Origin of the sequence: Pseudomonas sp. MWU12-2037, assembly GCF_023242345.1 — a bacterium.
GTDB classification, from domain to species: domain Bacteria; phylum Pseudomonadota; class Gammaproteobacteria; order Pseudomonadales; family Pseudomonadaceae; genus Aquipseudomonas; species Aquipseudomonas gingeri_D.
The window spans coordinates 20,659-33,265 of record NZ_JALLIZ010000019.1 but is presented as its reverse complement, the minus strand read 5'-3'; the positions used below and the strand labels follow the sequence as shown (position 1 = coordinate 33,265).

The following is a 12,607-nucleotide window of genomic DNA, read 5'->3' as shown; positions in this document are numbered from 1 at the left end:
TCGGATAGTGGTAAAACGTCCAATTTCGGGATAAGGCACAATGCCATCTACCAGCACAGACCCTAGAGTGTAGACGGGCTTGCTGAATACAAAAGAGGAAATTTGCTTTAAATCGTGAAGAGAGGCACATCACCAACGCGCAACCGGGTGGCTATCACGGACAGAATTGATATCTCGACTACATTTCATGTGATGCAGGATCCGAAGGCCACGCTCCAGATTCACGGACGCAGTACATGACGAGATGGGAGAACCGTAATGGATTACCTGACCAACTTATTGCGTTCCGACGGATTCATGCCCCATGGGCACTGCTATTTATGGATACCTGAACTGCTGTGGACGAATATTATTTCGGACACCCTGATTGCGTTTGCCTATATGACGATCCCGATCACCCTTGTCTACTTTATCCGGAAAAGGCGTGATATCCCGTTTGACTGGATGTTCGCTGCCTTTGGGGTATTTATCCTCGCGTGTGGCAGCACCCATGTAATGGAGATATGGACCATATGGCATCCCAGCTACTGGCTCTCGGCCCTGATCAAAGCCATTACCGCGGTCGCCTCCTGTATCACCGCCATACTCCTGATCAAACTGATCCCTGCGGCACTGCTGATCCCGAGCCCGCAACAGCTGGCCAAGGTCAATGACGAATTGAGAAACACCCAGGCCAAACTGGTTTCCACGGCCCGTCAGGCAGGCATGGCAGAAATCGCCACCAACGTGCTGCATAACATCGGTAATGTCCTCAACAGTGTGAATATATCGGCGGAACTGGTCAGCAGCCGGGTGCGCGGCTCCAAAGCCCAGGGGCTGGGCAAGGTGGCTCATCTGATGAGCGAACACGTCGACGATTTGAGCGACTTTCTTACCGGTGACCAGAAAGGAAAGATGCTGCCCGACTATCTGCTCAGGCTGGCGGAGGCCATCACAGCGGAGCGAGAGGCGATTATCGAAGAGCTGGATCAGCTCACCAAAGGTATCAACCATATCAAGGGTATCGTCGCGGCCCAACAGGCCTACGCCGGAGCGTCCAGTTTGCTCGAGCCGGTACAGCTAAAGGATCTGTTTGAGGAAGCACTGAAGATAAGCGCCCCTCCGCATGAGGTGACGGTGCTGAGGGAGTTGGCCGAGGTGCCCGTGCTGTCGCTGGACAAGCGTCGGGTGCTGGAAATACTGATCAACCTCATCAACAACGCCAAGCATGCAATGAGCGGAGTACCCGGACGGCAACACCAGATCATCTTGCGCGTGCATTGGGAGCCAGGAAAAAGCGTTCAGATCCAGGTCGTGGACAACGGCGAGGGCATTGCAGCGGAAAACCTGATACGTATCTTTTCCCATGGATTCACCACTCGCAAAGACGGCCACGGCTTTGGCCTGCATAGCTGCGTGATGGCCGCACATGAAATGGGCGGTAGTTTGACCGTGCGTAGCGAGGGGGTGGGTAAGGGGGCGACCTTTACGCTTGAAATCCCGATAAAAATAACAACGGAGTCTTGGTGCGCAGGGTAGACAGCGTCGGCAGAAAGTCGGCCCGTTGCATGAGCAGACTGCCAGTCTCTAATTTCGGCGCATTTTCAGCCGATGGCACGGCAACGATTTCCTGCAACCTGATCCCGAAATGCTTTACCAAACCAAAAAAAAAAGGCCAATGCTAAGCATTGGCCTTTTTCCATTTCTCGACACCCGATCAGAAATCCAGGTTCGACACCGCCAACGCATTGCTCTCGATAAAGTCACGACGTGGCTCTACCGCATCGCCCATCAGCGTGTTGAAGATCTGGTCCGCACCGACGGCGTCTTCGATCGTCACTTTCAGCATCCGGCGAACCGCTGGGTCCATGGTGGTTTCCCACAACTGGTCCGGGTTCATCTCACCCAGCCCTTTGTAGCGCTGGATGGTGTGGCGCTTGGTGCTTTCGGCCATCAACCAGTCCAGGGCTTCCTTGAACTCGGTCACGGCTTTCTTGCGTTCGCCACGCTGGATGTAGGCGCCGTCATCGAGCAAGGTGCTCAACTGCGCGCCCAGGGTCACAACGGTCTTGTAGTCGTTGCTGCCGAAGAAGTCGCGGTTGAAGGTGACGTAGTTGGACAGGCCGTGGGAGATCAGTTCGACCTCCGGCAGCCAGACGTTACGTTCACGGTCTTCGCGCAGGCTGGCTTTGTAGACCAGGCCGGACTTCTCGTTCAGACGCAGACGGACTTCGTACTTGGCCAACCATTCCTGCATCGCGGCGTGATCGCCCAACTGCTCCAGGCTCACCGCCGGCAGGTAGATGAAGTGCTCGGTCAGTTCCTGCGGGTACAGGCGCGACAGACGCTTGAGGGTCTTCATCACCATGCGGAAGTCATTCACCAGACGTTCCAGCGCTTCACCGGAAATACCCGGTGCGTCTTCGTTCAGGTGCAGGCTCGCATCTTCCAGGGCCGACTGCGTCATGTACTCTTCCATGGCGTCGTCGTCTTTGATGTATTGCTCTTGCTTGCCTTTCTTGACCTTGTACAACGGCGGCTGGGCGATGTAGATGTAGCCACGCTCGATCAGCTCCGGCAGCTGACGGAAGAAGAAGGTCAGCAGCAGGGTACGGATGTGCGAACCGTCGACGTCGGCATCGGTCATGATGATGATGTTGTGGTAACGCAGCTTCTCGATGTTGTACTCGTCACGGCCGATACCGCAGCCCAGCGCGGTGATCAGCGTGCCCACTTCCTGGGACGAGATCATCTTGTCGAAACGGGCTTTTTCCACGTTGAGGATCTTGCCCTTCAACGGCAGGATCGCCTGGGTGCGACGGTTACGACCCTGCTTGGCGGAACCGCCAGCAGAGTCACCTTCCACCAGGTAGAGTTCGGAAAGGGCAGGGTCTTTTTCCTGGCAGTCCGCCAGTTTGCCCGGCAGGCCGGCAATATCCAGCGCACCTTTACGACGGGTCATCTCACGGGCTTTACGCGCCGCTTCACGGGCACGGGCGGCATCGATCATCTTGCCGACCACCAGCTTGGCTTCGTTCGGGTTTTCCAGCAGGAAGTCCGAGAAGTACTTGCCCATTTCCTGTTCGACCGCGGTCTTCACTTCGGACGAGACCAGCTTGTCCTTGGTCTGGGAGCTGAACTTCGGATCCGGCACCTTGACCGAAATGATCGCGGTCAGGCCTTCGCGGGCATCGTCACCGGTGGTAGCGACCTTGTGCTTCTTCGCCAGGCCTTCCGCTTCGATGTAGGTGTTCAGGTTACGCGTCAGTGCGGAACGGAAACCCACCAGGTGAGTACCGCCATCGCGCTGCGGAATGTTGTTGGTGAAGCACAACAGGTTCTCGTTGAAGCTGTCGTTCCACTGCAGGGCGATTTCCACGCCGATGCCGTCTTCACGCTGGACGTTGAAGTGGAACACCTGGTTGACCGGGGTCTTGTTGGTGTTCAGGTATTCAACGAACGCCCGCAGGCCGCCTTCATACTTGAACAGCTCTTCCTTACCGCTGCGCTCGTCCTTGAGGACGATGCCGACACCGGAGTTGAGGAAAGACAGTTCACGAATCCGCTTGGCCAGGATGTCCCAGCTGAAGTGGATGTTCTTGAAGGTTTCGGCGGAGGCCTTGAAGTGAATCTCGGTACCGGTGGTTTCGCTGTCGCCGACGGTTCGCATCGGTTCCTGTGGCACACCGTGGACGTAGGTCTGTTCCCAGATCTTGCCGCTGCGACGCACGGTCAGCACCAGCAATTCGGAGAGGGCGTTCACTACCGACACACCCACGCCGTGCAAACCGCCGGAGACTTTATAGGAGTTGTCGTCGAACTTACCGCCGGCGTGCAGCACGGTCATGATGACCTCGGCCGCGGAAACGCCTTCTTCTTTATGCACGTCTACCGGAATGCCGCGACCGTTGTCGCGTACGGTGATGGACTCATCCGGGTGGATGATGATGCTGATTTCGTCGCAATGGCCGGCGAGGGCTTCGTCGATGGAGTTGTCGACCACCTCGAACACCATGTGGTGCAGACCGCTACCATCATCGGTGTCGCCAATGTACATACCGGGACGTTTGCGTACGGCATCCAAACCTTTCAGCACCTTGATGCTGGTCGAGTCGTACGTATTTTCTTCGCTCATGCCTTCACTCCCGATGGTCGTGGGTCTGGGTGATACAGCCTTGTTCCACGTGGAACAAAGCGACTGGCGTTTCCGTCTGCCAGCCTTCCCTCAATAATTCGTGGTCTACACAGGTGATAAACACCTGGCAGCGTAAGTCTTCCAGCAAGCGACAGAGTGCACGACGGTGTTGCTCGTCCAGCTCGGACGGCAGGTCATCCACCAGATAAATACACTGACCGCGCCGGGCCTGACTGACCAGGTGCCCCTGAGCAATGCGCAAGGCACAGACCACCAGTTTCTGCTGACCCCGGGACAAGATGTCCGCGGCATTGTGTGCGCCCAATCGAAGACGCAAATCAGCTCGCTGTGGTCCGGCTTGGGTGTGACCCATTTGCTGGTCCCGGTGCAGGGAAGAGGCGAGCACGGCGCTCAGTTCCTTCTCTTTGTCCCAACCACGGTAATAGCTCAGCGTTAAGCCCTCGAGTTCGACTAGCTCGCTCAAGGTTTGCTCAAAGACTGGTTTCAAGACTTTGATGTAAGCGCGGCGGTATTCATCGATTTCGGCGCTGGCCAGACACAGTTCCCGGTCCCAGGCCGCTTGCGAAGCGGCGTCAAGTGTACCATGCCGCAGCCATGAGTTCCGCTGCCGCAGGGCCTTCTGCAAGCGCTGCCAGGTCGACATGAAACGAGGTTCCACGTGGAACACACCCCAGTCGAGGAACTGTCGACGGATCTTCGGGGCCCCTTCGAGCAGGCGGAAGCTGTCCGGGTTGATCAGTTGCAGCGGCAGGATTTCCGCCAGTTGCGCCGCGCTCTTGGCGTTCTGCCCATCGATGCGGATCTGGAATTCACCCTGGCGGTCCCTCGATATCCCCAACGCGCTGTGCCCACCCTCAGCCAACTCCACCTGGCCGAAGACCGTGCAGGCAAGTTGTTCGTACTGGATCACCGGTAGCAGACGGGTACTGCGAAACGAGCGCGCGAGCCCGAGCAGATGCAGCGCTTCGAGCACGCTGGTTTTTCCGCTGCCGTTGGCGCCGTAAAGGATATTGATACGCGGGGAGGGGGAGAAGGTCACCGGCTGCAGATTACGCACCGCGGTGACCGAAACACGACTGAGGGACATCTAGCGTTGGCTGGACATGGGCAGGCGCGACACCGTTACAGGCGCATCGGCATGACGACGTAGGCGGAGTCGTCGTTGTCCGACTCCTGCACCAGCGCGCTGCTGTTGGAGTCGGACAGGATCAGACGCACCTGCTCGGTGGTCATCACGCCCAGCACGTCCAGCAGGTAGCTGACGTTGAAGCCGATCTCCAGCGAACCGCCGTTGTAGTCGACGCTGATTTCTTCTTCCGCTTCTTCCTGCTCAGGGTTGTTGGCCTGGATCTTCAACTGACCGCTGGCCAGTTGCAGACGGATACCACGGTACTTCTCGTTGGACAGAATCGCGGTACGGCTGAAGGCTTCACGCAGTGCCTGGCGATCGCCGAGGACCAGCTTGTCGCCGCCTTTTGGCAGAACACGCTCGTAGTCCGGGAACTTGCCGTCCACCAGTTTGGAGGTGAAGGTGAATTCGCCTGTGGTTGCACGGATGTGGTGCTGACCGAGAACGATGCTCACGTTGCCTTCCGGCTCGGTCAGCAGGCGGGCCAATTCGAGGATGCCTTTACGCGGCACGATCACCTGGTGGCGATCCGGCTGACCGATATCGGCCTGCATCGAGCACATGGCCAGACGGTGACCGTCGGTGGCCACGGCACGGATAATACCGGCCGATACTTCCAGCAGCATGCCGTTGAGGTAGTAACGCACGTCCTGTTGGGCCATGGCGAAGCTGGTGCGTTCGATCAAGCGACGCAGCTTGCTCTGGGCGAGCTGGCAAGTCAGCGAGCCCGGGCCTTCTTCCACTGTCGGGAAATCGTTCGCCGGCAGGGTGGACAGGGTGAAGCGGCTACGACCGGCTTTCACCACCAGCTTCTGCTCGTCGAGCTTGATATCGATCAGGGCGTCGTTGGGCAGGCTCTTGCAGATGTCCATCAGCTTGCGCGCCGGTACGGTGATTTCACCCGGTTCCGCTGGCTCTTCGAGTTGGACGCGACCGACCAGCTCGACTTCCAGGTCGGTACCGGTCAGCGACAGTTGCTGGCCTTCGACGACCAGCAACACATTGGAGAGCACCGGCAAGGTCTGGCGGCGCTCGACGACGCCTGCGACCAGTTGCAGGGGTTTCAACAGGGCTTCGCGTTGAATAGTGAAATGCATGGTCTAGTCCCTTGCCTTAATAAGCTGCGCTGGTGTCATCAAGTGGTCAGTGTTCGCAGCAGGTTCTTGTAGTCCTCGCGGATGTCCGCGTCGGATTCCTTAAGTTCGTTGATCTTGCGGCATGCATGCAAGACCGTAGTATGGTCGCGACCGCCGAAGACATCACCAATTTCAGGCAAGCTGTGGTTGGTGAGTTCCTTGGACAAGGCCATGGCGACCTGGCGTGGACGTGCCACCGAGCGCGAACGGCGCTTGGACAGCAGGTCGGAAATCTTGATCTTGTAGTATTCGGCCACCGTGCGCTGAATGTTATCCACAGACACCAGCTTGTCTTGCAGCGCCAGCAGGTCCTTCAGGGATTCGCGGATCAGCTCGATGGTGATGTCGCGGCCCATGAAGTGCGAGTGAGCAATCACCCGCTTCAGCGCGCCTTCGAGTTCACGGACGTTGGAACGAATACGTTGGGCAATGAAGAACGCCGCGTCGTGGGGCAGTTCGACTTTCGCCTGGTCGGCCTTCTTCATCAGGATCGCGACCCGGGTTTCCAGCTCCGGCGGCTCGACCGCCACGGTCAGGCCCCAGCCGAAGCGCGACTTCAAGCGCTCTTCCAGGCCTTCGATCTCTTTCGGATAACGGTCGCTGGTCAGGATCACCTGCTGACCGCCTTCAAGCAAGGCGTTGAAGGTGTGGAAAAACTCTTCCTGGGACCGTTCCTTGCGGGCAAAGAATTGAATGTCGTCGATCAGCAAGGCATCCACCGAACGGTAGAAGCGCTTGAACTCGTTGATGGCGTTGAGCTGCAAAGCCTTGACCATGTCCGCGACGAAACGCTCCGAATGCAGGTAGACCACCTTGGCATTCGGGTTCTTCTTTAATAGGTGGTTACCCACGGCGTGCATCAAGTGGGTCTTACCCAGGCCGACGCCGCCATAAAGGAAGAGCGGGTTGTAGCCGTGCTTGGGGTTATCCGCCACCTGCCAGGCCGCGGCCCGGGCCAATTGGTTGGACTTACCCTCGACGAAGTTCTCAAAGGTAAAGGTGCGGTTCAGGTAGCTGGTGTGCTTGAGCGCGCCTTCTACCTGGACAGTGCGCTGTTCGGCGCGCACCGGGGCCTGTTGCGAACTGGCGCCGGCCATCGGATCGAAGCTGTCGCGGGACGGTTCCTGGCTGACCTCGACCGCCGTCTTCGGGGTCGGTGCCGGCTGCGCGGTCGGCATGGCAGTCACCACAACGGGCGCGGGAGCACTGGCGGCCATGGCCTGGGAAGCCGCGGCGGCCAACGGGGCATTGGGCGCGGCACGCGGAGCGGAACTGCGCTTGCTGCCTATTAATAAGGAAAGCGCAGGCGCCAGGCCGTTGCCATGCTCGTTCAACAGTTCGAGCAAACGTCCCAGGTACTTTTCGTTGACCCAGTCGAGCACAAAACGGTTCGGTGCATAGACACGCAACTCGTCGCCTTCGGCTTCGACCTGTAGTGGACGGATCCAGGTGTTGAATTGCTGGGCAGGCAGCTCATCACGCAGAAGCTCCACGCACTGCTGCCAAAGTTCCACTGACACGGATATCCCCTAAGTTGAAAGCCGGTGAGGCAAAAACAAGCGGCCATTGTACCGGCAGGCCGAGCACTTATCCACATGTAGGTTGCAGGGACAACCTGAAGAATCAACCGCTTATCGGTGGACAAAGCGACCAATGGTATGTGCATAAGCTCTGTGGATAACCGCCCCTGAGGGCGTTGCACAAGTGGGGGCGAAAGTCTGTGGGTAACTGGCCTGTGGATAACATGGCATTCCACCCACAGCTTATCCGACAGCGCGGCACAGGCGGAGCACCGCTTACCCACCCAGTTGTCATCCTCTGTACAGTAGGTGTTTCATGGCCTAAAGGTACTTATCCACAGATAATGGCCTCCTAAGCTTCTATAAGCTTTACAGAAAAGCTTTAAATAATTCCCTTCTTTATTCTTATATCTAGGTCATGGTGGGTACCAGGCAGATCGGGCCGAATATCTATATGAAGTAAAAGCTGGTTGGAAATTGACCTGCGGGCTTGCTTTCTCTAGAATCCCCGGTCTCTTAAAACGGGGGCCATTCCGGCCCGTTGTGACGAACCAGGTAGCAACGCCATGAAACGTACTTTCCAACCCAGCACTATCAAACGCGCCCGCACCCACGGCTTCCGTGCTCGCATGGCCACCAAAAACGGTCGTGCCGTCCTGTCGCGTCGCCGCGCCAAAGGCCGTGCTCGTCTGGCAGTTTGATAATCCGGCGCGGGTGGTGAGTCAGGACTTCAGTCGGGAAAAGCGTCTGCTTACTCCTCGGCATTTCAAGGCAGTCTTTGACTCCCCCACCGGCAAGGTTCCGGGGAAAAATCTCCTGCTCCTTGCGCGCAACAACGATCTGGATCATCCCCGTCTGGGGCTGGTTATCGGTAAAAAGAGCGTCAAGCTCTCCGTTGAGCGCAATCGCCTGAAACGTCTGATGCGCGAGTCGTTCCGACTGCACCAGGATTCACTGGTCGGCTGGGACATCGTTATCGTCGCGCGCAAAGGTCTGGGCGATATCGAAAACCCTGAATTGATCCAGCATTTCGGCAAACTCTGGAAACGCTTGGCCCGTACGGCGCCAGCGGTACCGGTAGTCAAAACCGAAACTGTGGGGGTAGACAGCCCAGATGCGTAAACTGGCCCTCGTTCCGATCCAGTTTTATCGCTATGCCATCAGTCCCTTGATGGCCAATCACTGTCGTTTCTACCCCAGTTGTTCTTGCTACGCGTATGAAGCCATCGAAACACATGGACTCCTGCGCGGTGGCTGGCTGACCGTTCGTCGCTTAGGTCGCTGTCATCCGTGGAATGCCGGTGGTTATGACCCGGTTCCACCAATCCCTACCTCCCGTTCTTCTTCGATGGCCGAGTAATCATGGATATCAAACGCACGATCCTGATCGTCGCCCTGGCAATCGTGACCTATGTCGGGGTCCTCAAATGGAACCAGGACTACGGTCAGGCTGCCCTGCCGACCCAGAATGTCGCTTCCAGCACCACCGTTCCCGGCTTGCCGGACTCGGTAGCTGGCAACAAAACAAGCGCCAGTGATGACATTCCACGTGCAGCCAATGACACCAGCGCACCTGTTGAAACGCCGGTGGCTGTCAGCAACGACCTCATCCATATCAAAACGGATGTGCTCGACCTGGCTATCGATCCAAAAGGTGGGGATGTTGCCCAGCTGAAGCTGCCGCTTTATCCACGTCGTCAGGACCATCCGGAAATTCCTTTCCAGTTGTTCGACAACGGTGGCGAGCGCACCTACCTGGCCCAGAGCGGCCTGATTGGCGCCAACGGCCCGGATGCAAGTTCGGCCGGTCGCCCGCTGTACGCTTCGGCACAGAAAAGTTATCAACTGGCTGACGGTCAGGACCAACTGTCCGTCGACCTGAAATTCAGCGAGAACGGCGTCAATTACATCAAGCGTTTCACCCTGAAACGCGGCCTGTATGACGTAACCGTGTCTTATCTGATCGACAACGAAAGCGCCCAGCCCTGGTCGGGTGCGATGTTCGCCCAGCTGAAACGTGACAACAGCGCCGATCCTTCCTCCAGCACCGCCACCGGCACCGCGACCTACCTGGGCGCCGCCCTGTGGACAAGTTCGGAGCCGTACAAAAAAGTGTCGATGAAAGATATCGACAAGGGCCAGCTGAAGGAAACCGTTCAAGGTGGCTGGGTTGCCTGGCTGCAACACTACTTCGTGACCGCCTGGATTCCGGCCAAGGGCGACAGCAATGTCGTGACCACGCGCAAGGATAGCCAAGGCAACTACATCATTGGCTACACCGGTCCTTCGCTGACCCTGGCCCCAGGCCAGAAAACCGAGACCAGCGCCATTCTGTACGCCGGCCCGAAAAGCCAAGCCGTGCTGAAACAGTTGTCCCCAGGCCTGGAATTGACGGTCGACTACGGCATCCTGTGGTTTATCGCCCAACCGATCTTCTGGTTGCTGCAACATATCCACAGCCTGCTGGGTAACTGGGGCTTCTCGATCATTGTCCTGACCATGCTGATCAAGGGTCTGTTCTTCCCATTGTCGGCGGCCAGCTACAAATCGATGGCGCGCATGCGTGCCGTGGCGCCGAAACTGGCGGCACTGAAAGAGCAACATGGCGACGACCGGCAGAAAATGTCGCAAGCCATGATGGAGCTGTACAAGAAAGAGAAGATCAATCCACTGGGCGGCTGCTTGCCGATCCTGGTGCAGATGCCGGTTTTCCTTTCCCTGTACTGGGTGTTGCTGGAAAGCGTTGAAATGCGCCAGGCACCGTTCATCCTGTGGATTACCGACCTGTCGATCAAGGATCCGTTCTTCATCCTGCCGATCATCATGGGCGCAACCATGTTTATCCAGCAGCGTCTGAACCCGACTCCGCCGGATCCGATGCAGGCCAAGGTGATGAAGCTGATGCCGATCATCTTCACCTTCTTCTTCCTGTGGTTCCCTGCAGGTCTGGTGCTGTACTGGGTTGTGAACAACTGCCTGTCCATCACCCAACAGTGGTACATCACACGTAAGATCGAAGCGGCTACCAAGAAAGCCACTGCGTAACCTACTCTGTGGATAACCACTCAAAACGCCCCCTAGTGGGGCGTTTTGCTATCTGTCATTTCCTAGTGTCGAGACCTGCGTCATGAGCATTCCTCGGGAAACCATCGCTGCCGTTGCCACTGCCCAGGGCCGTGGCGGGGTCGGTATTGTCCGAATTTCCGGGCCTTTGGCGCACACCGCGGCACTGGCCATCGCCGGTCGCGAGTTGAAACCGCGCTACGCCCACTACGGTCCGTTCCTGGATGGCAGCGGTGATGTGCTCGATGAAGGCATCGCGCTGTATTTCCCGGGTCCGAACTCCTTTACCGGTGAAGATGTGCTCGAGCTACAGGGCCACGGTGGTCCGGTGGTCCTGGATATGCTGCTGCAACGTTGCCTGCAGCTGGGCTGTCGGTTGGCCCGGCCAGGTGAATTCAGCGAGCGGGCCTTTCTCAATGACAAACTCGACCTGGCCCAGGCGGAGGCGATTGCCGATCTGATCGAGGCCAGTTCCGCACAGGCAGCCCGCAATGCCCTGCGTTCATTGCAAGGTGCGTTTTCCATGCGTGTGCATAACCTCACCGAACAACTGATCGGCCTGCGGATCTATGTGGAAGCGGCCATCGACTTTCCCGAGGAGGAGATCGACTTTCTCGCCGACGGTCATGTGCTGGCCTTGCTCGATGCGGTGCGCAACGAGTTATCCACAGTGATGCGTGAAGCCGGGCAGGGTGCCTTGTTGCGCGACGGCATGACGGTGGTAATTGCCGGCCGGCCGAATGCTGGCAAGTCCAGCCTGCTCAATGCCCTGGCCGGACGCGAGGCGGCGATCGTCACCGAGATTGCCGGCACCACCCGCGATGTTCTGCGTGAACATATCCACATCGACGGCATGCCCCTGCACGTGGTGGATACCGCTGGTTTGCGGGATACCGACGACCAGGTGGAAAAAATTGGCGTGGAACGTGCGCTCAAGGCCATTGGCGAAGCCGATCGGGTTTTGCTGGTGGTGGACGCAACAGCACCGGAGGCTGTGGATCCTTTTGCCTTGTGGCCGGAATTCCTCGAACAGCGGCCTGATCCGGCCAAGGTGACCTTGATCCGCAACAAGGCTGACCTGAGTGGCGAGGCCATGGCGATGGAAGTCAGCGAAGATGGCCATGTCACCATCAGCTTGAGCGCCAAGGTCGGTGGCGAGGGACTGGAGCTGTTGCGCGAGCACCTCAAGGCCTGCATGGGTTATGAACAGACCTCCGAAAGCAGCTTCAGCGCCCGTCGCCGTCATCTGGAAGCCCTGCGGCATGCCAGCGCGGCCCTGGAGCACGGTCACGCACAGTTGACCTTGGCGGGTGCTGGCGAGCTGTTGGCGGAGGATCTGCGTCATGCTCAGCAGTTCCTCGGCGAGATTACTGGCGCATTCAGCTCGGATGACCTGTTGGGGCGGATCTTTTCCAGCTTCTGCATCGGTAAATAGTCTTACCTGCAGCAACCGTATCCCTTGTAGGAGCAGGGCTTGCCCGCGAAAGCGTTCCTGAGATCGCTAAAAGCTTCGCTGGCAAGCCATGCTCCTACAGGTTTCGTTGTGTTCCCAAGATCGAATGCCGCTACGTCAGGTATTGCGGCGCCCTAAGATCGCTCTCGCTCCTACATTTCTTTGCCGGCC

10 protein-coding genes are annotated in these 12,607 nt (G+C 57.9%); 6 read left to right on the top strand and 4 right to left on the bottom strand.

Features of this window, described 5'->3' with window-relative positions; genetic code table 11:
- Nucleotides 1-258 precede the first annotated feature (258 nt).
- The gene (locus M5B42_RS25955) at nucleotides 259-1,518 is read left to right on the top strand and encodes an ATP-binding protein (RefSeq protein ID WP_349292790.1); all 1,260 of its coding nucleotides are present in this window, start codon (nucleotides 259-261) and stop codon (nucleotides 1,516-1,518) included.
- 178 nt (nucleotides 1,519-1,696) lie between these two features.
- Here the strand turns inward: M5B42_RS25955 and gyrB are convergent, their stop codons facing one another.
- The 4 genes from gyrB to dnaA are packed head-to-tail and all read right to left on the bottom strand — an operon-like array spanning nucleotide 1,697 to nucleotide 7,920.
- Nucleotides 1,697-4,114, bottom strand: a complete 2,418-nt coding sequence (gyrB, locus tag M5B42_RS25950; RefSeq protein ID WP_103497171.1) for a DNA topoisomerase (ATP-hydrolyzing) subunit B — start codon at nucleotides 4,112-4,114, stop codon at nucleotides 1,697-1,699.
- Nucleotides 4,115-4,118: 4 nt separating this feature from the next.
- A complete protein-coding gene (gene recF / locus M5B42_RS25945) occupies nucleotides 4,119-5,222 on the bottom strand; it encodes a DNA replication/repair protein RecF (RefSeq protein WP_100939924.1) in 1,104 nt (367 codons plus the stop codon).
- 35 nt (nucleotides 5,223-5,257) lie between these two features.
- The gene (gene dnaN / locus M5B42_RS25940; protein ID WP_177103994.1) at nucleotides 5,258-6,361 is read right to left on the bottom strand and encodes a DNA polymerase III subunit beta; all 1,104 of its coding nucleotides are present in this window, start codon (nucleotides 6,359-6,361) and stop codon (nucleotides 5,258-5,260) included.
- Nucleotides 6,362-6,399: 38 nt separating this feature from the next.
- On the bottom strand, nucleotides 6,400-7,920 hold the full coding sequence (dnaA, locus tag M5B42_RS25935; protein ID WP_248747424.1) for a chromosomal replication initiator protein DnaA: 1,521 nt from the start codon (nucleotides 7,918-7,920) through the stop codon (nucleotides 6,400-6,402).
- A gap of 566 nt (nucleotides 7,921-8,486) precedes the next feature.
- Between dnaA and rpmH the strand changes: the two genes are divergently transcribed.
- The 5 genes from rpmH (at nucleotide 8,487) to mnmE (ending at nucleotide 12,418) form a co-directional block, all read left to right on the top strand.
- Nucleotides 8,487-8,621 carry a 50S ribosomal protein L34 gene (gene rpmH / locus M5B42_RS25930; RefSeq protein WP_003213577.1) on the top strand — a complete coding sequence of 45 codons (135 nt, stop codon included), beginning with the start codon at nucleotides 8,487-8,489 and terminating at the stop codon, nucleotides 8,619-8,621.
- 13 nt (nucleotides 8,622-8,634) lie between these two features.
- Nucleotides 8,635-9,042: a ribonuclease P protein component gene (gene rnpA, locus M5B42_RS25925; protein ID WP_178129707.1), complete on the top strand. Its 408-nt coding sequence runs from the start codon at nucleotides 8,635-8,637 to the stop codon at nucleotides 9,040-9,042.
- Nucleotides 9,035-9,280, top strand: coding sequence for a membrane protein insertion efficiency factor YidD (yidD, locus tag M5B42_RS25920; protein WP_100939920.1), 246 nt, complete (start codon nucleotides 9,035-9,037; stop codon nucleotides 9,278-9,280). Before rnpA ends, yidD begins: the two co-directional genes overlap by 8 nt.
- A gap of 2 nt (nucleotides 9,281-9,282) precedes the next feature.
- Nucleotides 9,283-10,965 carry a membrane protein insertase YidC gene (yidC, locus tag M5B42_RS25915; protein ID WP_248747423.1) on the top strand — a complete coding sequence of 561 codons (1,683 nt, stop codon included), beginning with the start codon at nucleotides 9,283-9,285 and terminating at the stop codon, nucleotides 10,963-10,965.
- 82 nt (nucleotides 10,966-11,047) lie between these two features.
- Nucleotides 11,048-12,418 (top strand): tRNA uridine-5-carboxymethylaminomethyl(34) synthesis GTPase MnmE, encoded by a 1,371-nt coding sequence (gene mnmE, locus M5B42_RS25910; protein WP_103497166.1) that lies wholly within the window; start codon nucleotides 11,048-11,050, stop codon nucleotides 12,416-12,418.
- The last annotated feature ends 189 nt before the right edge of the window (nucleotides 12,419-12,607 follow it).

What these genes read in the sequence shown, in the direction of transcription:
- M5B42_RS25955 (WP_349292790.1), top strand. Translation starts at nt 259, where the DNA reads ATGGATTACCTGACCAACTTATTGCGTTCCGACGGATTCATGCCCCAT.
- gyrB (WP_103497171.1), bottom strand. Translation starts at nt 4,114, where the DNA reads ATGAGCGAAGAAAATACGTACGACTCGACCAGCATCAAGGTGCTGAAA.
- recF (WP_100939924.1), bottom strand. Translation starts at nt 5,222, where the DNA reads ATGTCCCTCAGTCGTGTTTCGGTCACCGCGGTGCGTAATCTGCAGCCG.
- dnaN (WP_177103994.1), bottom strand. Translation starts at nt 6,361, where the DNA reads ATGCATTTCACTATTCAACGCGAAGCCCTGTTGAAACCCCTGCAACTG.
- rpmH (WP_003213577.1), top strand. Translation starts at nt 8,487, where the DNA reads ATGAAACGTACTTTCCAACCCAGCACTATCAAACGCGCCCGCACCCAC.
- yidD (WP_100939920.1), top strand. Translation starts at nt 9,035, where the DNA reads ATGCGTAAACTGGCCCTCGTTCCGATCCAGTTTTATCGCTATGCCATC.
- yidC (WP_248747423.1), top strand. Translation starts at nt 9,283, where the DNA reads ATGGATATCAAACGCACGATCCTGATCGTCGCCCTGGCAATCGTGACC.
- mnmE (WP_103497166.1), top strand. Translation starts at nt 11,048, where the DNA reads ATGAGCATTCCTCGGGAAACCATCGCTGCCGTTGCCACTGCCCAGGGC.